This window comes from Collinsella aerofaciens (assembly GCF_027679495.1).
Taxonomy (GTDB): domain Bacteria; phylum Actinomycetota; class Coriobacteriia; order Coriobacteriales; family Coriobacteriaceae; genus Collinsella; species Collinsella aerofaciens_AK.
On the sequence record NZ_JAQEKC010000009.1, the window covers coordinates 69,092 to 94,561 of the forward strand.

Genomic DNA, 25,470 nt, shown 5'->3' on the forward strand with positions numbered 1-25,470 from the left:
TGATTCACGAGGCAAGGACCCCTTATTTTGGCCGTAAAAAATGGGACAGGTAGCAGCTGATTCAAAATTAAGGTCAATAAATAAAACGGCCCCGGTTGCATCTCCTGTAACCAGGGCCGTTCGATGTTTCACATGAAACGTTTTGGGGTGCGACTCCCCTATGCGTTCTTCTGAACTTTGAAGCGCTGCTTCAGCTGTCCGCAAGCGGCGTCAATATCGTTACCACGGGAGTTACGAATCGTGGTCTCGATGCCACGGGACTCAAGACGACGCTGAAGATCCTCAACCTTATGAATCGGCGACGGCTTGAGCGGGCTGCCCTCGATGTCGTTAAGCTGAATCAGGTTAACGTGGCACAACGTTCCCTCGCAGAAGTCGCAGAGCGCCTGCATCTCGGGATTCGTATCGTTGACGCCTTCGATCATGGCATACTCATAGGTCGGGCGGCGGCCAGTCTTCTCGGTGTAGAGTTGAAGCGCCTCGTGAAGGCGAAGTAGCGTGTACTTCTTAACACCGGGCATTAGCTTATTGCGTGTCGACTGGATGGCGGAATGCAGGGAAACGGCAAGCGTGAACTGCTCGGGGATGTCGGAAAATTTGCGAATACCGGGAATAACGCCGCTGGTAGAGACGGTGAGGTGACGAGCACCGATACCGATGCCATCGGGGTCGTTGAGGATTCGCAACGCCTTGAGAACCTCGTCGTAGTTGGCAAACGGCTCGCCCTGGCCCATGAAGACAACGCTCGTGACGCGCTCGCCAAAGTCGTTGGATACATGAAGTACCTGGTCGACGATCTCTTGAGCGGTCAGAGAGCGCTTGAGGCCGTTGAGGCCGGTAGCGCAAAAGGCACAGCCCATGCCGCAGCCTGCCTGGGTGGAAACGCAGACGGAAAGCTTGTTGCGACGGGGCATACCGACAGTTTCGACGGAAATGCCGTCGTGGTACTCGAGCAGATACTTGCGCGAGCCATCTTTGGAAACCTGCTTGGTGAGTTCAGTCGGCGTATCAAAGGCAAAAGCCTCTTTAAGCTGCTCGCGGAAAGCCTTGGGAAGGTTGGTCATGTCGTCGAACGAACAAACGTTCTTCTCAAAGACCCATTCGATGAGCTGCTTCGCGCGGAAGGCGGGCTGGCCAAGCTCGGCCACGAGCTCGCGAATATCGTTTTGGCTCAAGTCGCGAATGTCCTGAGATTTAGTCCTGGGATTCATGGAAGCCTTTCGATTTTGGGGAAACGTAGAGGGTATCGCTACAATATGGTATCAGCTGCAGAAATTATAGAGGAGGAGTCTGCCCATGCCGGGTAAAAGCCTAGAGAACATGCACGTAGCGGTCTTGGCGGGCGGTCATTCCGCTGAGCGCGAGATCTCGCTTAATTCGGGAAAGAACGTTGTGGTGGCACTGAAGGAAGCCGGCTACACCTCGGTGGAGCTGCTCGATACGGCCGCTGATGACTTTATGGTAACCATGGCAACCGGCGGCTTTGACGTGGCGTTTATCGCCATGCACGGTGCCGGCGGCGAGGATGGCGCCATGCAAGGCGCCATGGAGACCCTGGGTATCCCCTACACGGCTTCGGGCGTGCTTGCCAGCGCCTGCGGTGCCGACAAGGAGGTCTCTAAGCTCCTGTACGCCAAGGCGGGCATTCCCATTGCCCCCGGCCTTGCGCTCGAGGTGGGCGATGAAGTCGATATCGATCATATCGTCGAGGTTTGTGGCGAGCGCTGCTTTGTGAAGCCGGCCGTCAACGGTTCCAGCTATGGCATTTCCCTGGTCCATGAGCCCTCCGAGCTGCCCGCGGCAATCGCCAAGGCGTTTGAGTACGGCGACAAAGTACTGGTCGAGAAGTGCATCGAGGGTACCGAGATCACCGTCGGCGTATACGGCGAAGATGACGTGCGCGCTCTGCCGATTGTCGAGATTCGTAAGCCCGAGGACTGTGAGTTCTACGATCTGGACGTGAAGTATGTCGACCCTACGGACATCCATCGCATTCCGGCGCAGATTTCACCCGAGAATTACGCTCGTGCCCAGGAGCTTGCCTGTGCTGCTCACAAGGCCCTCGGTTGCCTGGGTATCTCGCGCAGCGACTTTATCGTGAGTGAGGACGGCCCCGTTATCCTCGAGACCAATACCATTCCCGGCATGACCGATACGTCGCTGTATCCGGACGAGATCCGCCACACCGACGACATGACGTTCCCGCAGGTCTGTGACAGCCTGATCCGTATGGGCCTTCGTCGAGCGGGCATTGCATGCTAATCGAGGACGCGGTTTCGTCAGGAACGCCGCAGTTTGTCATCGACTCCTATGCCACGCTTGCCGAACGCGCCAAAACGCAGTCCTTCGGTCTTATCGAGGAAGATGTAATTGTCCTCGATACCGAGACCACAGGTCTTTCGGTGCAGGACAACGAGCTGATCGAGATCTCGGCGGCCCGTCTTTCGGGCCGCGAGATCGTCGACCGTTTCGATACCTTCGTGCATCCCAAGCAGCTGATTCCCGCCGAGATTACCGAGCTCACGAGCATTACAAATGCCGATGTGGCAGATGCCCCGTCGGCCGTTGAGGCCGTCGCCGCTCTCGCCGATTTTGTCGGTGGTTGCCCGGTGGTCGCACATAACGCCACGTTCGACCGCTCGTTTATCGAGTCGGTCAAAGGCGGCGTCAACGTGAGCGATATTTGGATCGATTCGCTGGCGCTGTCGCGAATCGCGCTTCCGCGCCTGGCCTCGCACAAGCTGTCTTTTATGGCCGATCTGTTTGGCTGTGACTCGGTATCACACCGTGCCAATGCCGACGTCGACGCCCTGTGTGGCGTATGGCGCGTGTTGCTCGTGGCGCTCACCGACTTGCCCCAGGGCCTCATGGCGCGCCTAGCCGACATGCATCCGGATGTGCCTTGGTCCTATCGTCCTATCTTCTCATTCTTGGCAGGGCAGAACCCTGGTTCTATCTTCTCTCTCAGCGCCGCTCGTGCTGACGTTCTCAAGGCCGATCGCGCCGACGATCGGGTGGACGCCGACGAACTGCCGGTACTCAAGATGCCGAGTCGTGAGGAGATTGAGGCAGACTATGCGCCAGGTGGCCTGGTCAATCGCATGTATCCCACCTACGAGCCGCGTGATGAGCAGATCGCGATGGCGCTCGAGGTCCGCGATGCGCTGGTCACGGGCACTCATCGTGTAATTGAGGCGGGCACGGGCGTCGGCAAATCGATGGCCTATCTGGTGCCTTTTGCCGAGGCAGCACGCCGTAACAACATCACGGTTGGTATTGCGACCAAATCGAACAATCTTGCCGACCAGCTCATGTACCATGAGCTGCCAAAACTTGCCGAGCAACTGGAAGGTGGTCTGTCATTTTGCGCTCTCAAGGGGTATGACCACTATCCGTGCCTGCGCAAACTTGAGCGCATGAGCCGCGGGCAGGTCGAGATTACCACCAAGCGCGATCCGGCGGACACGCTCACGGCGGTCGCGGTCATTATGGCGTACGTCTGCCAATCAGCCGATGGCGACCTCGACTCACTTGGCATTCGGTGGCGCAGCGTCAACCGCCCTGACTTTACGACGGCCTCGCGCGAGTGTGCTCGTCGCCTCTGCCCGTTTTTCCCTGATAAATGTTTGGTCCACGGCGCCCGCCGTCGTGCGGCGCATGCCGATGTGGTGGTCACCAACCATTCCCTGCTGTTCCGCAATGTTGCGGCCGAGGGCAGGATTTTGCCTCCGATTCGTCACTGGGTAATCGACGAGGCCCATTCTATCGAGCGCGAGGCGCGCCGTCAGTGGGCGCGCGTGGTGTCGGCGGACGAATCACGCGTTCTGTTTGAGCGCCTGGGTGGCTCGAGCACCGGTGCGCTAAGCCAGGTTTCTCGTGATTTGGCAACCTCCGAGGGCTCTACGCTCTATCTGGGCCTTACTGCCAAGGCAACGTCGACGGTTGCGCGCGCGAGCATGGCAATCGCCGACGTGTTCGATGGCGTTCGCGAGCTCGGTCGCCGTGCCCGTGGGGGTTATGACAATGCCAATCTATGGATTGGCCCCGAGTTGCGCGAATCTGACGACTGGCATGATTTCTTGCAGTCGGCCTACACTGCCATCGACGCATTGGAACAGGCTGACAAGAGCGTCGACGCGCTGGTACAAGCCGTCGCCGGCGACAAGCCCGAGGTTGTTGTCGACCTGGGTGATATCTCGCGCCGCCTGCACGAGCTGGCCGAGAACCTCAAACTCATCATTGATGGCACCGATGAACACTACGTGTATTCGCTGCAGGTCAATCGCAGACTGCGTGCCGGCGGAGAGTCGATGACCGCAGAGCGCATCGACATTGGCGAGGCCTTGGCAACCGAGTGGCTGCCCGAGGTTCACACGGCTATCTTTGCCTCGGCGACCATGACGGTGTCCAAAAGCTTTGAACACTTTAACCACGCGGTCGGCCTCGATCGCATCGGTGCTTCAACATCCTCATCGTTGCACTTGGACTCGAGCTACGACTTCGATTCGAACATGGCTGTAGTCGTTGCGGGCGATATCCCCGATCCGCGCGATCGTGAGAGCTATCTTACGGCGCTCGAGCGCGTGCTGGTCGACGCCCATCTTGCCATGGGCGGATCGGTGCTCACACTGTTCACCAATCGGCGCGACATGGAAGACCTGTACGCCCGCGTTGAGCCCAAGATGGCCCGTGCGGGTCTGGAGCTCAACTGCCAGCAGCGCAACTCATCTCCTCGTCGCCTGCGCGACCGGTTTATCAACGAGCCGACCTCGTCGCTTTTTGCGCTTAAGGCCTTCTGGGAGGGATTCGACGCCAGCGGCGAGACGCTGCGCTGCGTCATCATTCCCAAGCTGCCGTTCTCGAGCCCCACGGACCCGCTCTCGTGCGAGCGTAACCTACGCGAAGACCGCGCTTGGGCGCGCTATTCGCTGCCCGAGGCGGTGCTCGAGGTCAAGCAGGCGGCCGGGCGCCTTATCCGCTCGTCGACCGATTGCGGCGTGCTGATTCTGGCCGACCCGCGCCTGGTGACGAAGGGCTACGGAAAGAAGTTCTTAACGTCGCTGCCCACGAGCTCCTACCAGCGCATCGAATCGGCGCAGATCGGGCACTATCTGCAACTGTGGCGCGCACGCCACGAGCGGCGGCGCTAAAGCGGACAGACGAGGGTTTTTGCCATATCGTACAGACGCCTTGACAGGGTGGGGTCATCCAAGATGCGGATGGCTCCGCCCGCTGCGATTATCTGGCTCAGTAGCCAACGCTCGGAGCCGTAATGCACGGTTACCGTTGCCATGTCTGCCCCGCCGCGCTCGATTAGGGTGATGCCGGCCCAGTCCAGATGCTCCGCCATATCGAATGGCATCAAGAGCTTTGCGCTACGCTGTGTCCGGGCAAGGGAATCGCGGAGGGATGCAACGTCTGGTGCGTGAGGCACGACGGAGTCTTCCGTCAAGGCGAGTCCCTCGATTTTATCCATGCGATAGGTGCGCTGCTCATCGACTGTGATGTCCCAGGCAATCAGGTATGTTTGGTCGCCGTTTGCCGTAATGCGCAAGGGGTCGACCAGACGCTCGCGTGGCCGTGCATCGTCCATCGAGCGATACGAGATGCGGCAGCGAACGCCGTCCTGAATGGCGCAGCTCAGCTGCTGCCAGTGCGACCCGTGGTTGACGGTGTCAAAGACGCGCTGGTTATAGCCGAGCTCTTCGGGTAGAAGGGCATGTCGAATCCGAGCTGCCGTCTGCGGCTCGATTCCCAACGATTCGAGTTCATGGTTGAGCACAGCGCCTTCGGCGGCACTCAGGCGCAGCGGTAGCACACGCCCGGCGTCACCAGTGAGGGCCACGCGCTCGCCGTGGCATTCGCAGATGATGCGCGCGCCCGATTCTCGGTCCGCGAGCGTCGAGACGATCTCGAGAATCTCGTCGAGCGACACCCCCGTGATGTCAAAGCGACTGCAAATCTCGGTTCGTGTCATGCCGCTCTCGCCGGCGGCGTAGAGGGCCTCCATGATGTCGATGGCGCGCGAGAGTCTCTGCTCGCTGGTGAGTTTACGCACGGGCATGCTCGTGCACCGTCCTTTCAATGAGGTGGTTCCACGCCTGCTTGAGCGATTTGGGGGCCATGGGCCTCATGCCGTCCATGGCGTGGGCCATGCAAAATGAGGCGGCGGCTTCAAGGTCACGCACGTCAACGGTCCAGGTCCATCCCGCATCGGTGTGTGCGAGCTCACCTCGCCCGCGCGTGAGGCCGTTGATCATATCGATCTGCGTCTGAGGACCGAACGAGAACGTGGCTGCAACGGGCGGTCGGTCGGCAAAATCGAATTCAAAGAACAGATAGTCGTTGAGATTGAAGTCCGCGGGGATGACGTAGGCCTTCGAAGGACGCCAAGCGCGAACGATACGGTCGCAGCGGAATGTCCTGATGTCGTCGGTGACGTTGTCGAGGCCGCAGAAGTACGCCACGCCCTCGCGCTCGAACATGCCGTATACGCAGACGGTACGTTCTTTCTGCTCGCCGCGTCCGTTCTGATATAAAAATCGCAGCGCGCATCGCTCGGCAAAGGCGCTCCATACCGCATCGACGGTGGGAGAGCGGCGGACCGGCGCCTCGTCCACCGTCGTCCTACCGGTGAGGTAGGCAATCTTGGAGCGAATATCGGCGAGCGGTGCGGCAAAAGTGGATAAGCCGGCCGCTAGCGTCTGGTCGATGGCGTTGAGCAGGATATCGGCGTCGTCTGTGGTGATGAGGCCGCCTGCTGCAAAGGTGTGCTCGCGGTCGATTGTCCACGAGCTTTCCTCGGTCTCCTGCGCACCGGCGGGGCGAACCTCCTTGATTAAGATGTCACGCTCGAGCAGTTTGTCACGATCGCGCCGAAACTTGCGCTTATCCGAGTCGATGTTGCCGGAGCCATATCCCAGGTCAGAATCCAAGACGATCTGCTCGGTCGTCAGCGGTTCGGGGGAGCTGTTGAGCACAAAGAAAAGATTGAGGATGCGCTGAGCCGTTTTATCGAAACTGGGCTCCGAATTCCCCTTTTTAATTGTCGCGGTCGCGTCGCTTGCCGTCATAGAGTCCTCGCATGAGAAGGTGGTTTGCTGCCATGATTTTAGTCCGATATGGAGATTAGGCTATATCCTTGTCCGCTCGGGGCGTTAAGATGGCCCGAATTCGGTCGTTTGCGCTCGCTCGGGGTATACTTTCGACTATATACGGTTCTAATGTGCATGCATTGGGCCTATTTGTCGGATTATGGATGTGGAGCGCACATGGCGAACACCCAGAACTATATTAACCACCTGCTGCAGAACACCGGCATTACGCCGGCATGCAGCGAAGAAGAGCGCTTGGCTGCCGAGGATATCGCTCAGATCTTCCGCAACCACGGCTTTGACCCCGAGGTTCAGGAGTTCAATGCCCCGGCGCCCAGTAGATTGGCATTTGCCGTTACCGGTATTCTTGCGTTTGCCGGCGCCCTGCTGATGGGCATCGGCGGCGGTATCGGCTTGGTCGGCACCTTGCTGGCCATTGTCGGCGCCGTTCTTTACGTGCTCGAGCGTGCGGGCCACCCCGTGGTTTCGCGCCTGGGCAAGACGGGCGTGAGCCAAAATGTCATCGCCTACCACAAGGCCTCGGGCCCACTCGCGTCTCCGCGCAACCGCCCGGTGGTCGTTGTCGCACACTACGACTCTCCCCGTGCTGAGCTGCTCGCCCGCGAGCCCTATGCTTCGTATCGTGCGCTCATCGCCAAGCTGTTGCCCGTTGCCACGGTTGCCCCTGCTGCCGTTGCCATCCTGCGTATCCTGCCGCTCCCCGGCGCGCTCAAGGTTCTGCTGTGGATTGTCGCGATCCTCGCTTCCCTCGTTGCACTTGCCAACGCGGCAAACATCATCTCTAACCGCCACATTCTTCCCTATACGTCCGGCGCGGTGTGCAACAAGTCTTCTGTCGCCGCTATGCTCGGCGTTATGGACAACGTTGCTCCCTTCCAGGGCGAGAACGAGTTTCCCGACGATGTTCCGTTCGATACCTATTTTGGGGAGCAGAAACGTCGTGCCGAGGAAATGGCGCGCGCGGCGGCGGAGTATGCCGCGGCCCAGCAGCAAAACGACTACGGCAACACCATCGAGTACGAAGAGCCTACCTACGCCGAGGACGAGTTCGGTCAGCCGATTGCTCCCGACGCTCAAACCGAGCCCGAACAGGGCGAGGCTTTTGACGAGCAGATCGAGGGCTTTGAGGGTGCGTCTGCCGACGAGACGCTGATTGGCGCCATCGTGCCCGAGGATCAGAATCAGGCTGTCCAGGCCGAAGAGTTCAATGACGAGGTTCCCGCTGCTGAGCCGGCGGAGGAGCCTGCCGCGGCCGAGCCCGAGCCCAAGCTCTATCGCAACGCCGCCGGCAACATCCGCTTTGGTTCGGATGCCATCCGTGCGCTCGGAATGCTTCCCGAGTCCTGCACGCTCGATTACGAGGAGGGCGAGGAGCCGACGTTTGAGCCCGAGCCTGCGCCCGTTGTCACTGCGGATGATGAGTCTGCCGCGGTTACCGTTGCCGAGCCCGAGGCGGTGTCTGCGATCGATCCCGCGGCAGGACTGGACATTTTGGCTCCCGCCGCGCCGGCGCAAGACGTTGCGGACGAGTCTGACGACGATTACGTTGAACAGCCGGGGCGCGTGTCTTACGAGAGCGATACTGATTTCTCGGCCGAGATTCCCGCGGCAACGCCCCATGCCGATATTGCATCCGCGTTCTCTTCGATTGGCGCCAGCGCTTCCAGCTTCTTTAAGGGTGCGCTTGCAAAGGGCAGGAAATTTGTCGACGATTTCGAGGAGAAGCGCGCTGCCGCACGCGAGGCTGCCGAGCAGGAGGCTATCGCTCAGCAGCAGGCAGCCGAGGCGGCACGTGAGCGCGCGGCGCAAGAGTTCGAGCAGAACGAGGCTATGCAGTCCGGGCCCGTCGACGCTGCCGAAGCTACGACGTCCTTTGAGTCCCAGCAACCGACGTCAGCGGATGTTGTTGAGGCAACAACGTCTTTCGAGGCTCAGCAGCACGTCGATAGCACCATGTCGTTTGATGCCGCGCAGTTCGATTCCACGATAACGTTTGAAAAGCAAGGCACCGCAATTGCCGAGCCCCTTCCTGTTTCCGATGAGCAGGGCGACGCGGCAGACGATGACGAGCCCATTGATGCTGCCGAAATCCAAGATGCCGCCGAGGACGAGTCCGTCGAGGCCAACTCTGACGAAGAGCAATACGCGGCAGCCGATCAAGGTGATTCGACCGAGGTCGAGCAGGAGGAAGTGCCTGCGGTTTCCGAGACTCCCGAGACGGATGAGTCGAGGCCTTACTCCACGCAGATTTTCACCATGCCGACCCCGAGTGGTTCCGGTGCCACGGTTGCCAATGTCGCTCCCACCCAGGACGAAACGGTCGATTCCCTTATGGCCCAGATTTCCTCCCAGGCATCGCCGCGTCCGCAGATGAATGTTCCCGATCCGGCGTCGGCACCGTCGCCTGCACCTTCCTCGTCTCCGCTGGCTTCGGTCCCCGATCCGTCGCTGCCGTCTATGAAGCAGGCAAACTTTGCGTCTCGCACGTCGCTGTTCGACCTTCCCGATCCCTCTACCCAGGTCAACGACCCCTTTGCTACTGCCCAGGGTCCCGAACCCACATCGGCACCCGTTGCGCCTTCTATGCCCGTTGCGTCGGGCGCGCAGCCGATCGAGACCATTTCGGCTCCCGCCCCGGCGGCACCCAAGTCTCGCAAACGCGGCCTGGGTGGCCTGTTCGGTCGTAAAAGGAAAAACGAGCAGGACAGCATGAGTGATTGGCTGGGCGTCGAAGACGATTACGATGCCAAGAAGTCCGGTCGCGGTATCGGTTCGTGGGATAACTTCGAGGACGATAACGATGGCTGGAAGGGCGGCGCTACGTCTTCCGATGGCGCTTCTTCCGAAGATATGCTCTCGGCTGTCGCCTCTATGGGCGATGATGAGCTGCTCGGTCACGATATCTGGTTTGTGGCAACGGGCGCCTCGGATTGTGATGGCGCCGGCATGAAGGCCTTCTTGGCTTCGCATCGCGATAAGCTCCGCGGCGTATTCTTCATCAATCTTGAATCCGTCGGCGCCGGTAGGCTTTCGGTGGTGACGGTCGAGGGCGAACAGCAGCTGCTCAAGGGCGATCGCCGCATCATGAACCTGGTCAGCAAGGTGTGCAAGTCGTTCCATGTCGATTGTGGCGCGCTCGAGATGCCCTATGCCAAGACCGATGCCTATGCCGCGCTCGAGGCGAGCCGCCGAGCCCTCACCATCGCCGGCGTGGACGGCACGCGTCTGGCTTGCGCTCGTACCGAGGACGACCTGCCCCACAATGTCAACCCGACGAACATTGCCACGGTATCCGAGGTCGTGACCGAGGTTATCCGCCGTTCGTAGACGGAGCTCTAAGGAGTCAACGTGTTTTCGTATATTAAGCGCCATTGGCCTGTCTACGTGATTTTGACCTTGATTGCCATTGCGTTAGGATTTGGGGCTGCCTACATCGTGGGTGCAAAGGGCTCGACCCCCGCCTCCGCAATCAGCGAAGAGGTGGAGCAAGAACAGAGTACGGGTGCCGATGGGATTCCTGAGTCCGAGCAGGCAATCGTTGATGGTGGATCTTCGTCTGCAGAGTAGATACGGCGATTTACATGATTGAAAGCGGGCGAGCCAGGGGACTGGCTCGCCCGCTTTTTCATCGCGCTAGCGCTTCTTTGGGGTCGACCTAAGGCGAGCGAACCATAGGGCTGCGGCACCCGAGGTCAGGAGCGCGGTGATGCAAGCGGCGATGGGAACTGATCCTGTTGCCGGTAGGTCCTGCGGTAGGGTACAGCGTTGAATGACACGGTCCTCGTCATGTGACTCAAGTTTATCGCCGCCGCCGTTGCGGCAAAGATCGACGCGTGCTCTGTTGGTGAGTGCGGTTTGGGGCGTATAAGCCGACGTCGCCTGCATGTGCACGATTGCGCCCCGAGCGTCTGTGCCAAGGATTGCTTTGGCATCGTCAAGGTCGTCGTGCTCATCTTTGAGATCATCGCGGGTCCAAGAATCCGCATCGCTTCGAGTCGTAAAGTCGGCGGCTACCGCACCGTATTCAATTCGAATGCCCGTTACGACGGTATTGGGTGTAAGGTCGAGCTCTTCCGCCTCGAGTGTGGTGGATTCCGTGGTCGAGACATCCGCCTTCCAGAGGCGCCAGCCGTCGTAATCGACGAGGCGACAGTCCTCACCAAGGCTCTCTTTTACTTCGTCGGACTCAAGCCAAGGATTTTCGTGTCCATCGTCAAGTGTCGCGTTCGCCGGTTCATCGACGTCTGTCGAGTCCAACGGCGTCGTGCGATACCACACGTTGCACAGACCGTTGAGGTCGCCGATGGCGACGGGGGTTTCGATTGAGATGAATCTCGCCGTGCCGTCTTTGGCGCACTCAAGATCATCGGTAATCGTAAACTCATCAACCCAAGTAGCGGAATCGTTTCGAGCATCGATGGTATAGGAGAAAAGCCCATCACTATTGGTTTGCGTCGTGGCGCGGTTTTTACCATCGCCGTTAGCCAACAGGCCCTTTTCGATAGGTTGGACAAGTTCCTGACGCTTGTCGACCTGTCCCTTGATCTCGATGGGCGCATCCTTCATCGCGACGGATTGGACTTCTCCCGTATCTTTTATTTCAAACGTTATCTCCTCGGCAAGGTCATAGGTCCGCGGAGACATCATTTCGCGCAACGAGTAGGTGCCGGGTGCAAGATGTTCGACGCGGTGTGGCTTGTCGGATGAGGTCCAGGAGTCTATTTCGGTTTTATCGGGACCATATAAGGTGAGCTGTGCGCCTTCCACTTCCTGCTCGCCGCTTGCATCGACCTTGGAGATATCTACCTTGGTGTAATCGTCGGATACGTTAAGCCGTGCTTCTACAACGGGTGTTTTCTGGTCGGCATAAGTAAGGTCGACAATATGGGATGTCCGATCGAGTAAGAAGCCTGCCGGCGCTTGAGTCTCGACAACCTCGTAGCGTGCGGTGCCAGATCCCAGCGGGAGGTCGTCCGCGCGTGCTTCTCCAGTTTCATCCGTCGTGACGGCAGCGACAGTCTCACCGTCGAGCGCGGCAATGCTACCGTCGGGGCGCACGATATCACCCGAGGCACGGATCTCAAAGACGGCGCCCGCGAGGCTGCTGCCGTCTACGGCATCGGTTTTAACGATCCTGATGTTTCCGGTCGCGGCGTGGTCATAATACGAGGCGATTACAACGGGCGTTAGGTTCATGTCGGCGGGTATGTTTACCTCGATCTCTTCGCCGACAAGATAGGGCTCTTTGGCCGAGGCTTCGCGTACATAATAGGTGCCCGGCACGAGCGATTCTGGCAGTGTGACGGTCCCGGTCGCGTCAGTCGTAAAGGTGTCCATTACGTTATGTGCTGGATACCAGCAAGTTTGTGAGACAGGTTCGTGATTGCTGTCGAGGAGTTGGAAGGTGAATCCGGCTAGTGGAACAGAAGCGCCTGTTTGGGCATCGCGTTTTACAATCTGGAGATGCGTCGACAGAGCGTGGTTGTCCACGATATATTGAAGCTCGGCGCCGTTGGAAATCTGATTGGCCCCGACGGTCCATTCCCCTGCACGTTTAAAACCCTCGGGGACGGTTTCCGGAACCTCGCGAATCGTGTAGCCGGCACGGTCGTATGGGACGGCTCCGTGGACACCGGCGGGTCGCTTGCCTGTGCCGAACCATGCTTCGGGCTGATCTTTGGTGGAGGCAAAGCCATAGATGTTTGTGGTCAATGTGCCAACAACCTGCTGAGAGCTGTTGCTGACAACTTCAAAGACAACACCACCCGCCGGCTGCTCCAGGCCGGATTGGTCGCTATTGCCGTAATCCTTGAATTTGGAAATCTCAAGGTCAAACGCAATGGGGATATCGGAAATGCGAGATTCGATCTCGACTACGCCTGAATCGCCGAGCTGGTCGGCTCCAACGGTATAGGTCCAGCTGTCGTTGGATGGCAGGTAGCCCTCGGGGGCTTTTGATTCGTAGATGGTAAAGGTTCCTAAGGGGACATCGACGAGGGTAGCCCGACCGCTTTCGTCAGTCGTGAGAATTTGCGCCCATCCAGGGGTTGATTGCGACACACACGTGAACTCTGCTCCTGCGAGTGAAGATCCCACCTGGGGGCCGGCATTCGTCGCGGCATCGAGTTTTACGATACGCAGGTTGATGGTGCCGGGCTGTTCATCAATGGCGACCCGCCCGCCGTCATTCCCCGTGGTAAAGGCAATACGATCGTGGCGGGGGACATAGCCGGCCGGCGCCTTCGTTTCAACTAGGTAGTATGCCGTGTCGGGCAGAAGTGTTGCTTGCGCTCGACCGTTGCTGTCCATCTTGATGGTGCCGACACGCGCGCCGCTGGCGCTCTCAAAAATATCGAATGTTGCCCCGGTAAACTGATAGGTATTGTTTCCGCTGGTAATAACGGTGTCAGCAGACTGCTTTTGGAAGGAAACAGAGACCGCCGGCAGTACATAGAGCATGTCTTGACGTTTGCTGCCGCCCGATACGGCCCCTAGATAGCGTCGCGCGCGGTGCGGAGCGGCTTTGATGCTTCCTGATTTTGCGCTGTCGTGGAGCCACCGCGCAGCCGCCACGACTTCATTGTCGGCGGTAAAGTGTCCGCTCTTGGTTTTACCCTGAGCGGTCGTGTAGGAGTAGGTGCCGTCGACATGGGTAGTGCCGTTGAGCATCCATACGGCAAGCTGGGTGGCGGCGCGGGCGCGATCGGGTGAAAGATGGTAACCGCCAAACGACGTGGTGGTGGGATATCCGTGACAAACGATTGCCGCGAACTCGTCGTCGAGCCACACCCAGCCTTGATCAAAGTTGAGCCATGGGCCGCCCGGTTTGGTGGGGCCGGGGCGCTCCTGGTTCATGCAGTAGGCAATCGAGGTGTCTTGAGCTTCATACTTGCCGATGAAGAAGGGCCCACAATCATCGCTAATAGTGCGGAAGCCGAGCTGGTCGTAGCCATCGACGGCAAATGCGGCTCCTGGTGCCAGGCAGCCGAAAAGCAGGAAGAGGAGCAGGAGCAGCGGACCTGTTGCGATTGCGCTGTGGACAGAGTGCGTGGGTGCGTTGGACATGGCTGCTCCTTATCCCTCGTGCGCCGCATGGGGAGGTTGCGACGCGTAGGATGAGGCTACCCCCGAGGTTCATGCGGGTAAGTACCGGAGCCTGACCAAAAGCTTGCCCGATTTCTGACAAATCGAGCTCAAATACAACAATCAGATAAAAGTGCAGGTAGAAGATGGTAAGAAAAGAAAGACAAAGGTCCTCATCTCCACAATTGGCGCGATTTTCAAACGATTCTCCACAGCTAAAACAAGCATCGACACCCTTGTATCGAACAAGACAACCGCGTTATACTATCCCCCACATATGCGGGCATCGCCAAGTGGTAAGGCATCAGCTTCCCAAGCTGACACTCGCGGGTTCGAGTCCCGTTGCCCGCTCCATTCGAATTTCAGGCACGGTAACGTTTCGTTACCGTGCCTTTTTCAATAAAGTGCCGGGACTCGAACCCGACAGGGTGCGAGCGTTAAATAAACGCGAAGCGTTTATAGCGAGCAGGCAAGGTCGCCGATAGGCGACCGCAGCCGGTGCGTATTTGCGAAGCAAATACGCAGACGTCCCGTTGCCCGCTCCATGGAGCAAGGAAGATTTCGGGAATGGTAGATTCAGCCTGCTTTGCTCCCACACTTCCCCGGATCTCGGTATGCCACTGAAGCCGGTGCGTATTTGCGAAGCAAATACGCGGACGTCCCCATGCCCGCTCCAATTCCAAAATGTTAGGTTAATGCCTGCTGCCCATACTTGCACCTGCGCACGGTACAATGGTTGGGTTACGACCAACGTGCCAATAACCAAAAAGGAGCCGCTATGATCGATCGCTATACCCGCCCGGAGATGGGACACATCTTCTCCCTCGAGAACAAGTACGCCATTTGGCAGGAGATCGAGGTTCTGGCCTGCGAGGCCCAGGCGGAGCTCGGCAAGATCGGTATTTCCAAAGACGAGGCCCAGTGGATCCGCGACCATGCCAACTTTGAGAAGGCGAAGGTCGATGAGATCGAGGAAGTCACGCGCCACGACGTCATTGCCTTCCTGACCAACATGAAGGAATACATCGATGCCGATGTTCCCGAGGGCGACCCCAAGCCCAGCCGCTGGGTTCACTATGGCATGACCAGCTCGGATCTGGGCGACACGGCCCTGTGCTACCAGCTCACCCAGGCCTGCGACCTGATCATCGAGGACGTCAAGAAGCTCGGCGAGATTTGCAAGCGTCGCGCCTTTGAGGAGCGCAACACGCTCTGTGCCGGCCGCACTCATGGCATCCACGCCGAGCCGATGACCTTCGGCATGAAGTTTGGCTCTTGGGCCTGGGAGCTCAAGCGCGATCTGGATCGTCTTGAGGACGCCCGCAAGAATGTTGCCTTCGGTGCCATCTCGGGCGCTGTCGGCACGTACAGCTCCATCGAGCCGTTCGTCGAGGAGTACGTCTGCGAGCACCTGGGCCTGGTCCACGATCCTCTGTCCACGCAGGTCATCAGCCGCGATCACCATGCCTACCTTGCCGGCGTGCTTGCCACTACAGCGGCCACCTGTGAGCGCATCGCTACCGAGGTCCGCAATCTGCAGAAGACTGATACGCTCGAGGCCGAGGAGCCGTTCCGTAAGGGCCAAAAGGGCAGCTCAGCCATGCCGCACAAGCGCAACCCCATCACCATGGAGAAAGTCTGCGGTCTGTCGCGCGTCGTGAAGTCCAACGCCCAGGTTGCCTTCGATAACGTCGCCCTGTGGCACGAGCGTGACATTTCGCACTCCTCTGCCGAGCGCGTCGCCCAGGCCGATAGCTTCATCGCCCTCGACCACATGTTCCAGTGCCTCATCCGCGTTATCGACGGCCTGCAGCTGTATCCCGCCCGCATGATGGCCAACCTCAATAAGACCCGCGGCCTCATCTTCTCTTCCAAGGTACTGCTCGCCCTCGTCGACACGGGCATCACCCGCGAGGACGCGTACGCCATTGTGCAGGAGAACGCTATGGCAACCTGGCACGAGGTACAGGATTGTGTCTCCGGCCCCACCTTTAAGGAGCGTCTCGAGGCCGACCCGCGCTGCACCGTCAGTCAGGAGAAGCTCGACGAGATCTTTGATCCGTGGGACTTCCTCACCCGTATCGACACGGTCTTTGATCGTCTGGAGCAGCTGAGCTTCGAGTAGGTTCGGGCATAACGTTAGCTTTTTAGGGCGCTTTGCTGGTAATGTGTGTTGCCGGCAAAGCGCCTCGTTGCATTTAGGGAAAGACGGGGATAATAGTCGTCTCGAATAACATTCTGAGAGGGGATCGCATGATTTCGTTTGATTACAAGCCTCAGGGCGTGTGTGCTCGCAATATTCACCTTGATCTTTCCGATGACGGCAACAAGGTGATGGGCGTTGAGTTTACCGGCGGCTGCGACGGCAATCTCAAGGCTATCTCCAAGCTGGTCGAGGGCGCTCCTGCCGATCGCGTAATCGAGGTTCTCGCCGGTAATACCTGCGGTATGAAAAAGACCTCCTGCGCCGACCAGCTTACACGCGCTATCGAGGCCGCTCGCACCGAGATCGCCTAATGGGTATCGCCGATCACATCAAGAACGGAATATCGCGTCGCGGCTTTGTACTCGGTGGGGCTGCCGCGGGCGCTGCCACGGTGCTTGCCGGATGCTCGAAAAAAACGGGCACCAGCGATGATGCCGCCGGCGAGCCGCAGGTTATCAAGGATGATTCCAAAATCATCTCGATTACGGATGAGTACGAGGCAGTCGACATCGATCTTGAGCCGGCGGCGTCATGGACGCTGCCTCTGGGTACGCTGCTGTACTACTGCGACGGCGATTACGCCGCGGCGATGATGGCGCCCGCATCGGCACTGCACGCCAACACACTCGGTGTGCTCAACCTGGGCGATGGCTCGCTTACCACATTAATCGAGGATCCTATCGAGGGCACGGGATATGCATTCTACGATGTCCGTGCCGGCGACAGCGTATTCGCGTGGGTTGAGATGAACTTTGCCAATTCATCGTGGAAGCTCTACGGTCAAAATCTGTCGGGCGCTTCGCTCTCTGGCGACGTGGTTGAGCTCGATCGAGGTGGCAAGGACTATGATCCGCCGCTGTTTACGGCGTTCGGGTCATCAGTCATCTGGTATAAAATGCCCTCGGCAGGTGGCAATAAAACGAGTAGCGATTCGTTTTGCTATCGTCGCTCACTTGATGAATCCAAGGCCGAGACAATTTGGAAATCGACGGGCCGCTTTGCATCGGCCCCGCGCGCGAGCGACGGCATTTTGACCATCTCGCCGCGTGTCCGCAACGACGAGGGCGTCTACTACGGCATAACGGCAATCGATCTGACCGACGGCAACAACACCAAGCGTGCCCAGTTGGTCCTTCCTTCGTCAGTTTTGCCTTTCGAGGCCGTATATATGGGCGATACCTTCGTGTTTTCTATCGAGGCGGCCTATAGTGGCGTGGGCAGCCTGGGCAATATGGGCACGTATATCGGTAATGAAGGAGGGCCGTACCTCTTCCTGTCACGCGAGCCGCTCGCATGTGCGGCTGGCAAGAAGAATAAATACCTTGTTAAGGTACAGGCGTCGCATTTCCTGATCGACACCTCTGCCAAGACCTATGGCTCGCTGCTGTCGCCCGACCGCGCTTTGGAGTATGGCGATTATCCAGCTACGGCGGGAAAATCGGACTCATTCCTTACGTACGCCACGGTGCGCAACAGCCAGGGTATACCAGAGACGGTCACTGCACGCCTATTCTCTCTTTAAGCTTAGAGGGGTTAAAAAGGCGCCAACAGGGGAATAAACGCGTTGTAATTGTGAGTACCGCCCGCCGAGCTGCCGCGTCATAGCGGCATCTGGCGGGCTCAGGTGCGTTAAAATGGGCTTGTTCTTAGCTAATTGAGACAGGGGGGCCGTGTTATGGCTTCAGATGCAAAAAAGATTCTGCTGGTCGAGGATGAGAAGGCAATCCGTGACGCCGTCGCTGCCTATCTCGAGCGCGAAGGCTACTGGGTTGTGGGCGTCGGCGACGGCCAGTCCGCGATCGAGGAGTTCGAGAAGCATCAGTTCGACCTGGTCGTGCTCGACCTTATGCTCCCCAAGATCCCCGGCGAGCGCGTTTGCCGCACCATTCGCGATACCTCGGATGTCCCCATCATCATGCTGACGGCTAAGGGCGAGATCGAGGACCGTATTATCGGTCTTGAGCTCGGCGCCGACGACTATCTGATTAAGCCGTTCTCGCCGCGCGAGCTCGTCGCCCGCGTTCGCGCTCTGTTCCGCCGTGCCCATCAGGCCGACGAGCCCGCCGTCGAGGTACTCGACTTCGGCGATCTGGTCATCGATATCTCGGGCCACAAGATCTTGGTCGAGGGCAAGGAAGTCGATCTGACGGCTTCCGAGTTCAAGCTGCTCACCACACTTGCCCGTCATCCCGGCCGTGTGTATAACCGCATGGAGCTGGTCGAGAAAGTGCTCGGGTATGACTTTGAGGGCTATGAGCGCACCATCGATAGCCACGTGAAGAATCTTCGCGCCAAGCTGGGCGATGATCCCAAGAAGCCCAAGTGGCTCTACACCGTCCATGGTGTCGGCTATCGCTTCGAGGCTCCGGCCAAGACCGATAAGTCGGACGAGAAATAGGGAAATCACATATGACACCTGCGCGCTTTGAAATCGGACAAAAGCACAAGCAGGAGAGCGAGGCGGGTTCCAAGGCTAGTTGGAACACGCCTCGTTCCGATTCACGGCCAACGATGAGCTATCCCTCGCGCATGGCACTTGCTTTTGCTCTGACATCGCTCATGACGGTATTGGTGCTGGTGGGCGTTGTCTCTGTTGTGTGGGGCACGGTCTTTTCGGATTACACACGCTCCAATATCGTCGAAATCGCAAATTCCGCTGCCGAGAAGTTGGCGACCTCATATGAGGAAAACGGCTCTTGGACCGCGGGAGAACTGCGCACGGTCGCAACGTCGAGTTTGGTTTCCGACGATCTGGGCATGCAGGTCGTCAATAAAAAGGGTGTGATCGTTTATGACGATTCCTGGCCCTCGGCAAGCGCCACCGCCGATGTACGCGAAAACCAGGCTACGACCGACGACACGAGCGGCAAGAGGGCATCGCATAGCCCGGTCTCGTCTGCTCCAACCGACTCCGATAGCGTTGCTAACGTCGAGATTGTAACGTCTTCCGGCGAGCATGTCGGACAGGTAAAGCTGTGGGCCATCGGCTCCGACGCTCTGCTCACCAAGGCGGACTCTGCGTTTAGGGAGAAGACCTTTAACGCCATGGCCCTCGCCGCGGTTGTTGCAATCTGCATTTCGGTCGTTATCGGATCGCTCGTGTCGCGCATGCTCACCAAACCGATTCATCGCATCACCAGTACCGCAAAGCAAATCCGTGACGGCGACCTGTCGGCTCGCACGGGGCTGCGCGGTGATGACGAGATCGATCAGCTGGGTGAGACCTTCGATGAGATGGCCACCTCGCTCGAGAAGGATATGAAACACGAGAAGCGCCTGACCTCGGATGTCGCACACGAGCTGCGCACGCCGCTCATGGCCATGCTTGCAACGGTCGAGGCCATGCAAGACGGTGTGTATCCCACCGATGACGAACACCTGGAAACGGTCGCATCCGAGACGCGTCGTCTGGCCCGTCTGGTGCAGCAGATGCTCGACCTGTCGCGCATGGAAAACAGCACGGCTCCGCTCAACCTTGAGCCGGTGGACATGGTTCCTTTCGTGCGATCGATTGTGAACGGCCAGGAGCGTCTGTTTGCCGACCGCGATCTGCGCCTGCGTTTTGCGGACGAGACCCAGGGTCACGACGATGTCGTCGAAGCCGATCCCGACATGATCACGCAATGTGTTATCAACCTCATGAGCAACGCCATGCGCTACACCCCCGAGGGCGGTTGGGTCGTGGTGTCGGTGCTCAGTGACCGCAGGCACGTCAGCATTGCCGTTTCTGATACCGGCATCGGTATTGCCAAGGACGATCTGTCGCGCATTTTCGGGCGGTTTTGGCGCGCCGATGCCAGCCGCGCCCGCGAAGCTGGCGGCCTGGGCGTCGGCCTCGCCGTGACCAAGCAGATCGTCGAGCGTCACCATGGCTACATATCCGTGGAGTCGGAGCTTGGAAAGGGTACGACTTTTACAATTCATCTGCCCCGCGAGCACACGGCGGACGCGGCATCTACTACAATGGAGCACTAGCTTTTCGCTATTCGGTGAAGGAGGGGCCGCGTCCCTGCCGCTCCGAGTTTGCGAAAACATGCGGGAAAGAACCCGCATTTCTGTCGTATTTAGGTAAGGAGTGACTCACGTGACAACGATGGAGCGTCGTCCGGATTCCCGTGGCAAGGTTCGTGATATCTACGATGCCGGTGAAAACCTGCTGATGGTCGCCACCGACCGCATTTCTGCGTTCGACTTCATTCTTCCCGACGAGATTCCGTTTAAGGGAGAGGTGCTCAATCGCATCTCGGCATTCTGGTTCGATAAGTTTGCCGACATCGTCCCCAACCATCTCGTTTCCATCGACCCGGCGGATTTCCCCGAGGAGTTTGCTGAGTATCGTGACTACCTCGCTGGCCGCGCCATGCTGGTTAAGAAGGCCCAGACGATTCCTATCGAGTGCATCGTCCGCGGCTATCTGACCGGTTCGGGCAAGAAGACCTATGACGAGAACGGCACCGTCTGCAGCATTCAGCTGCCCGAGGGTCTGACCGAGGCCTCCAAGCTTCCCGAGCCGCTGTTCACGCCGTCCACGAAGGCCGAGATCGGCGACCACGACGAGAACATTTCGTTCGAGCGTTGCTGCGAGATCGTGGGTGAGGACATCGCCGCGCAGATTCGCGACCTTTCCCTCAAGATCTACAAGGCCGCTGCCGAGTACGCCGCGACCCGTGGCATCATCATTGCCGACACCAAGTTCGAGTTTGGTGTTATTGATGGCAAGGTCACGCTGATCGACGAGTGCCTCACGCCCGACTCCAGCCGTTTCTGGCCTGCTGCCAGCTACGAGGAGGGCAAGATCCAGCCTAGCTACGACAAGCAATTCGTCCGCAATTGGCTCAAGGCCAACTGGGATATGACGGGGGAGACCCCGCACCTGCCCGCCGAGGTCATCGATGGCACGTCCGAGCGCTATCGCGAGGCCTTCCAGATCATCACGGGCTCCCAGTTCACAAGCATGAAGGAGAACGCATAAGTGAGTACCCGTAGCGCCACGAACAAGCGCACGCAATCCCACGAAGTTACCGGGGTTGCGCGCAAGTCTGCCGCATCTGCTAAGCCCGCCCGCCAAGCAGCGAGCTCCGTTCGCGTCGTGCCGGCTTCGTCTAAGGCACGCCGCAAAGAGCTCGAGAAGGGCGAGAACCTCGAGGGCCTCTCTAAAGAGGAGAAGCGCGCCCGCAAGGCTAAGCAGCGCGCCAAGGAGGACCGCATCTATACGGTGTCGAATATCCTCCTCAAGCAGGACGAGGACTACACCAAGCGCCGTCGCATCTGGTGGATTGTGCTCGCCATTGGCATGGTACTCGTCGTGGCAATTTGGGCTTCGCTCTACTTCGCTCCCGGCGGCACGGTGTCCAGTCCCGTCCAGATGGTCTGCATTGTTTTGTCCTATGTCATCATCTTAGGTGACTTTATCTACGACTTCGCTCGTATTCGTCCCTTGCGCAACATGTACCGCGCGCAGGCCGAGGGCATGTCCGAGAACAAGCTCAACGCTCTTATCGAGCGCGCAGCTGCCGAGGAGGACAAGAAGGACTCCAAGAAGAAGTAGCGTTTGCATACATACTTATCGCTAAGATATAAGGCGCGTCGTTTTTGCGGCGCGCCTTTTTACTGTTCTATAGATAGATGGAGTGGCACATGATTCGAGCTGCCCTGACGGTCGAAGAAGCTCTGGAGGGCATGAAGGCCCTGGAGCCCAAGATTAAAAACTATGCGCGCCTGGTCGTCCGCAAGGGCGTAAACGTCAAGCCCGGCCAGGAGGTTGTCGTTCAGTCTCCGGTCGAGTGCGCGCCTTTTGCCCGCTTGGTGGTCGCGGAGGCTTATGTCGCCGGCGCTGGCCATGTGACGGTCATTTGGGCCGATGATGCCGTGACGAGGCTCACGTACGAGCATGTCGATAAAAGCTATTTTGAGCAGACGCCCGAGTGGAAGCGCCTGCAGCTTGATTCCCTGGCCCAGGACGGTGCCTGCTTTATCTTTATCGAGGGTGCGGATCCTGCGGCCCTCAAGGGCATCGATCCAGCCAAGCCGGCCGCGGCATCCAAGGCGAGGAACACGCAGTGCAAGGTCTTCCGCCGTGGACTGGACTACAACATCAACCCGTGGTGCATCGCCGGCGCGCCGGTCGTGGCTTGGGCGCGCGAGGTGTTCCCGGGAGACGCCGATGAGGTTGCAATCTATAAGCTGTGGAATGCGATTCTGCACACCGCTCGTGCCGATGGCCAGGACCCGGAGAGCGACTGGGAGCTTCATGACGCGGCGTTCGAAAAGAACTTGCGCTTCCTGAACGACAATCGTTTTGACCACCTGCATTACACCGCGGCAAATGGAACCGATCTGACGATTGGCATGACGAAGGGTCACGAGTGGGCCGGTGGCAAGGGCAGGACGCCCGATGGACATCCCTTCTTCCCCAACATCCCCACCGAGGAGGTCTTCACCTCGCCTGATCGTATGCGTGCCGACGGTATCGTGTATTCGGCTATGCCGCTCATTCACCACGGCAATAAAGTCGACGATTTTTGGATTAAGTTCGAGGGCGGCCGCGTGGTGGACTACGACGCCCGCGTGGGCAAGGCAACGCTCGCAAGTATCATCGATACTGACGAGGGCGCTGCTCACCTGGGAGAGGTCGCGCTCATTTCCAAGAACACGCCGATCCGCGAAAGTGGTGTTCTGTTCTACGATACGCTCTATGACGAGAACGCCAGCTGCCACCTTGCGCTGGGCGTCGGCTTCCCCGAGTGCATCGAGGGCGGATATGATATGTCCAAAGAAGAGCTCCTAGAGCATGGCGTCAACGTTTCGAGCACGCACGTCGACTTTATGATTGGCACGGACGATATCGATATTAAGGGCATTACGCCTGATGGACGTGAAGTTGTGATTTTCCAGAACGGCCAATGGAGTTGGGAATAGCCCCAGACCGTGGTACAATGCCACCCGCGGGCCGTTAGCTCAGCTGGCAGAGCAGGGGACTTTTAATCCCAAGGTCCAGGGTTCGAACCCCTGACGGCCCACCCAAAGATTGTTGAGACGGTCAACTTCGGTTGGCCGTCTTTTTTGTCGCCCTTTCATGGGTTCGAACCCGTCGGGGGGCGCGGAGCTGAGTAAACGCGCGAGCGTTTGCCAGCGCAGCGCGCAAGGCGCGAAAGCGCCGCAGCGGCCGCCTGCGAAGCAGGCTGAACCCCTGACGGCCCACCCAAAGAAAGGAAAAAGAAATGAAAACAGATAGATACGGAATTAGCGGCAGCACATTAAAGATAATAGCGGCCATCTCGATGGTTCTCGATCATGTAAGCAGGATCGTCCTGACCAATGGAATCATGACTCACGCATCGTACAATCAGATATCAGACGAACAGTGGGCGATTCTAAGCGAGGCTTCGGATGTGCTTCATGTTCTTGGCAGAATTGCATTTCCCTTATTTTGCTTTTTGATAGTTGAGGGATTTTTGCACACTCATGACATAAAGAAGTACCTGCGAAATATGCTTGTCTTCGCAATCATTGCGGAGCCCATATACGATTTCGTTCAAACCGGGCAGCTATTTGACCTTCGGCAACAGAATGTTATGTATGAGCTCCTGCTTTCCTTGGTCTTTTTGATTATTCTGGAAAAGATACAAAGTCTTTCAAAATGGAAGAGGCACATTGCAGAAATTGCTCTGATTGTTTTGACAGCACTGGCAGCTGAATACACTAAGCTGGATGGCGGTGCGTATGGCATTCTGCTTGTGGCTGCATTCTATTTATTCCACGACAGCAAAGCTAAGATGTTCTTTGCTGCAGTATGTGCAGTGCTCCTTTCGTCATGCCATATAATTGGCGGCGGATTTGAGTTCACTACAGCTAATATTTTTAATCCTGATGTTGCTGCCGCGATAATTTCGTTGTTGCTTATCAATCTTTATAATGGCAAGCGAGGGCTGAAGCTGAAATATTTCTTCTACATTTTCTATCCGGCACATCTTGCTCTGCTTTATGGTGTCTCGCTTATTGTTTTGAACTGTCTTTAAAAACTCTCAAACAAGTCTCTGAAAGCAGAAACAAATTGACCCTAAGACTGCTTGTGAATTTCCGGAAGACCTGAGAGATGCGAGGATAGACAACGAGGGCTGCAGAAAGATGCTTCTCAGTTCTCTGGCGGATCGCATGAATCTGTATGAGGATCACTTCCACACACTCATTGATAACAGTGATAAACACGGCAGATCCTCAAAACATGAGACTGCGAAGGTCGAAAGATGCTTCGAAAGCATGAATGGCAGCGAGAAAACGAGTTCGGAAGCACCCTCTGGATGCTCCAGCATAGAATAGAAAGCGGTCAACTTCGGTTGGCTGTCTTTTTTTGTCGCCCTTTCATGGGTTCGAACCCGTATCTATCTATATATAAGAACGCTTGGCGAACAAAACCCGCCTTTTACCGATGGGAAACAAATAGCTGATGCCTTTGGGGTAAAGTAGCGCTCCAGAGATGACCGATGTCTCAATACTCATAAAACAGCTGGTCATCGCCAATATCAGAAGCCAATGCTTCAGTTATAACCTCAGGGACGCGACTGAGGGACATATTCGTTTGTGAACAAATTATGGAGTGCGCGATTCCCGCCCCCGGCGCCCCTCCGGTCTGGCAATATATCTCCTTGCCGCGCGGCCCGGTCGGACCGGATCAGCCGCGGGGCGTGCACCTTGAGAACCGGATACTGCGAGGATGGACACGCCAGTTGTGTCGCATCCGAGATTTGTTTTTCGCAAGGCCGCCGAGAGGCGGCCCCGAGAAATTCCTTTTCCTATACTAAAACCATATGAATCGAACGGAACCGATCAGCGAATGACTGAGAGGACCGGACGGGCTCGAAGCCCATATATTTTGGACGGAGAGTTCGATCCTGGCTCAGGATGAACGCTGGCGGCGCGCCTAACACAAGAACCTGCCCCCTCCCCCGGGATAGCCGCCCGAAAGGACGGGTAATACCGGATACCCCCGGGCGCCGCATGGCGCCCGGGCTAAAGCCCCGACGGGAGGGGATGGCTCCGCGGCCCATCAGGTAGACGGCGGGGTGA

17 protein-coding genes, 2 tRNA genes and 1 rRNA gene are annotated in these 25,470 nt (G+C 58.1%); 16 read left to right on the top strand and 4 right to left on the bottom strand.

Annotation, left to right across the window (positions count from 1 at the left end; all coding sequences use genetic code 11):
* Window positions 1-158: 158 nt before the first annotated feature.
* A complete protein-coding gene (rlmN, locus tag PGW49_RS05005; RefSeq protein WP_270225768.1) occupies window positions 159-1,211 on the bottom strand; it encodes a dual-specificity RNA methyltransferase RlmN in 1,053 nt (350 codons plus the stop codon).
* 85 nt (window positions 1,212-1,296) lie between these two features.
* Between rlmN and PGW49_RS05010 the strand changes: the two genes are divergently transcribed.
* Window positions 1,297-2,262: a D-alanine--D-alanine ligase family protein gene (locus PGW49_RS05010; RefSeq protein WP_035136496.1), complete on the top strand. Its 966-nt coding sequence runs from the start codon at window positions 1,297-1,299 to the stop codon at window positions 2,260-2,262.
* Entirely contained in the window at window positions 2,256-5,150 is a 2,895-nt protein-coding gene (locus PGW49_RS05015) for a helicase C-terminal domain-containing protein (protein ID WP_270225769.1), read from the top strand. Before PGW49_RS05010 ends, PGW49_RS05015 begins: the two co-directional genes overlap by 7 nt.
* Here PGW49_RS05015 and PGW49_RS05020 read toward each other — a convergent pair.
* Window positions 5,147-6,064, bottom strand: a complete 918-nt coding sequence (locus PGW49_RS05020) for a helix-turn-helix transcriptional regulator (RefSeq protein WP_270225770.1) — start codon at window positions 6,062-6,064, stop codon at window positions 5,147-5,149. The two genes, PGW49_RS05015 and PGW49_RS05020, sit on opposite strands and share 4 nt — an antisense overlap.
* Window positions 6,051-7,073 (bottom strand): helix-turn-helix transcriptional regulator, encoded by a 1,023-nt coding sequence (locus tag PGW49_RS05025; protein ID WP_270225771.1) that lies wholly within the window; start codon window positions 7,071-7,073, stop codon window positions 6,051-6,053. Before PGW49_RS05025 ends, PGW49_RS05020 begins: the two co-directional genes overlap by 14 nt.
* A 198-nt stretch (window positions 7,074-7,271) precedes the next feature.
* Between PGW49_RS05025 and PGW49_RS05030 the strand changes: the two genes are divergently transcribed.
* On the top strand, window positions 7,272-10,442 hold the full coding sequence (locus PGW49_RS05030; protein WP_270225772.1) for a hypothetical protein: 3,171 nt from the start codon (window positions 7,272-7,274) through the stop codon (window positions 10,440-10,442).
* A 21-nt stretch (window positions 10,443-10,463) separates the two neighbouring features.
* The gene (locus PGW49_RS05035) at window positions 10,464-10,682 is read left to right on the top strand and encodes a hypothetical protein (protein ID WP_022094153.1); all 219 of its coding nucleotides are present in this window, start codon (window positions 10,464-10,466) and stop codon (window positions 10,680-10,682) included.
* A 66-nt stretch (window positions 10,683-10,748) separates the two neighbouring features.
* On the opposite strand, the gene PGW49_RS05040 is transcribed toward PGW49_RS05035, so the two are convergent.
* Window positions 10,749-14,180: a SpaA isopeptide-forming pilin-related protein gene (locus PGW49_RS05040; RefSeq protein ID WP_270225773.1), complete on the bottom strand. Its 3,432-nt coding sequence runs from the start codon at window positions 14,178-14,180 to the stop codon at window positions 10,749-10,751.
* A 297-nt stretch (window positions 14,181-14,477) separates the two neighbouring features.
* Here PGW49_RS05040 and PGW49_RS05045 point away from each other — a divergent pair.
* The 12 genes from PGW49_RS05045 to PGW49_RS05100 form a co-directional block, all read left to right on the top strand.
* Window positions 14,478-14,552, top strand: a tRNA-Gly gene (locus PGW49_RS05045).
* 424 nt (window positions 14,553-14,976) lie between these two features.
* Complete coding sequence (gene purB, locus PGW49_RS05050) at window positions 14,977-16,323, top strand: adenylosuccinate lyase (RefSeq protein ID WP_055251306.1); 1,347 nt, start codon at window positions 14,977-14,979, stop codon at window positions 16,321-16,323.
* 128 nt (window positions 16,324-16,451) lie between these two features.
* Complete coding sequence (locus tag PGW49_RS05055; protein ID WP_006236206.1) at window positions 16,452-16,715, top strand: TIGR03905 family TSCPD domain-containing protein; 264 nt, start codon at window positions 16,452-16,454, stop codon at window positions 16,713-16,715.
* Entirely contained in the window at window positions 16,715-17,926 is a 1,212-nt protein-coding gene (locus tag PGW49_RS05060; RefSeq protein ID WP_148331778.1) for a twin-arginine translocation signal domain-containing protein, read from the top strand. Before PGW49_RS05055 ends, PGW49_RS05060 begins: the two co-directional genes overlap by 1 nt.
* A 153-nt stretch (window positions 17,927-18,079) precedes the next feature.
* Window positions 18,080-18,802 carry a response regulator transcription factor gene (locus PGW49_RS05065; protein ID WP_006236208.1) on the top strand — a complete coding sequence of 241 codons (723 nt, stop codon included), beginning with the start codon at window positions 18,080-18,082 and terminating at the stop codon, window positions 18,800-18,802.
* A gap of 11 nt (window positions 18,803-18,813) precedes the next feature.
* Entirely contained in the window at window positions 18,814-20,379 is a 1,566-nt protein-coding gene (locus PGW49_RS05070) for a sensor histidine kinase (RefSeq protein ID WP_035136482.1), read from the top strand.
* Window positions 20,380-20,497: 118 nt separating this feature from the next.
* Window positions 20,498-21,376 (top strand): phosphoribosylaminoimidazolesuccinocarboxamide synthase, encoded by an 879-nt coding sequence (locus PGW49_RS05075; RefSeq protein ID WP_270225780.1) that lies wholly within the window; start codon window positions 20,498-20,500, stop codon window positions 21,374-21,376.
* On the top strand, window positions 21,377-21,952 hold the full coding sequence (locus PGW49_RS05080; protein ID WP_270225775.1) for a hypothetical protein: 576 nt from the start codon (window positions 21,377-21,379) through the stop codon (window positions 21,950-21,952). It begins immediately after the preceding gene.
* Window positions 21,953-22,041: 89 nt separating this feature from the next.
* Complete coding sequence (locus PGW49_RS05085) at window positions 22,042-23,322, top strand: aminopeptidase (RefSeq protein ID WP_270225776.1); 1,281 nt, start codon at window positions 22,042-22,044, stop codon at window positions 23,320-23,322.
* Window positions 23,323-23,350: 28 nt separating this feature from the next.
* Window positions 23,351-23,423 (top strand) — tRNA-Lys (locus PGW49_RS05090).
* Between the two features lie 201 nt (window positions 23,424-23,624).
* Window positions 23,625-24,422 carry a TraX family protein gene (locus tag PGW49_RS05095; protein ID WP_148331780.1) on the top strand — a complete coding sequence of 266 codons (798 nt, stop codon included), beginning with the start codon at window positions 23,625-23,627 and terminating at the stop codon, window positions 24,420-24,422.
* Window positions 24,423-25,277: 855 nt separating this feature from the next.
* Window positions 25,278-25,470, top strand: a 16S ribosomal RNA gene (locus tag PGW49_RS05100); the annotation flags it as partial.